The organism is Eubacterium sp. 3_1_31 (assembly GCF_964249515.1).
GTDB lineage: Bacteria > Bacillota_I > Bacilli_A > Erysipelotrichales > Erysipelotrichaceae > Longicatena > Longicatena caecimuris.
In genome coordinates this window covers 1-534 of the sequence record NZ_CAXUBY010000121.1, presented here as the reverse complement: position 1 = coordinate 534, position 534 = coordinate 1, and the positions used below count along the sequence as shown (strand labels likewise).

At 40.1% G+C, this 534-nt stretch carries 1 protein-coding gene; it reads right to left on the bottom strand.

Translation table 11 applies throughout. The features are described 5' to 3' along the window. The coding region (locus ACESSZ_RS16515) for a helix-turn-helix domain-containing protein (protein WP_195409992.1) at positions 1–138 on the bottom strand (138 nt) is incomplete at its 3' end. Positions 139–534 lie beyond the last annotated feature (396 nt).

Genomic DNA, 534 nt, shown 5'->3' with positions numbered 1-534 from the left:
ACCACGTTCAATCTTGGAAAGGCTCTGCATATTGATACCGATTTTGTCCGCAAGTTCCTGTTGTTTCATTCCTCTGTGTTTTCTTATGGTCTGTATGTTTTCTCCTAAGAAACTGATTTTCTTTTCATAATGCTCCATAACTTAGTATAACCGCTCCTTTCGTTGCTTCTCTTGGTATTTATAAGCATATCATACTTAATATATATCCAAAAGTCAACAAAAACTTCTTGACAAGTAATTCTAATGGCGTTATTATCGTATCAGATGGAGTGATTAAGCACGCTAGGGTCAATCACACGCTTGAGTAAGCATAGAGAAGATATATTTTCATTTTGATAGCATGAATAAGCATGGACTGTCAGACCGAAAATAGTGGTTTCCAAAAGGGGCTGGCTGGACGGGGCACGTCCCCCAGACGTGTTCGGACAGACAGTTCCTTTTGGAAAGGGAACGCCTTTAGGCGTTCGTAAAGGGCGTATATGTAACACCGCCCTGCGTATACATGTCATAGTACCTAGAAACTGTGATAAATAA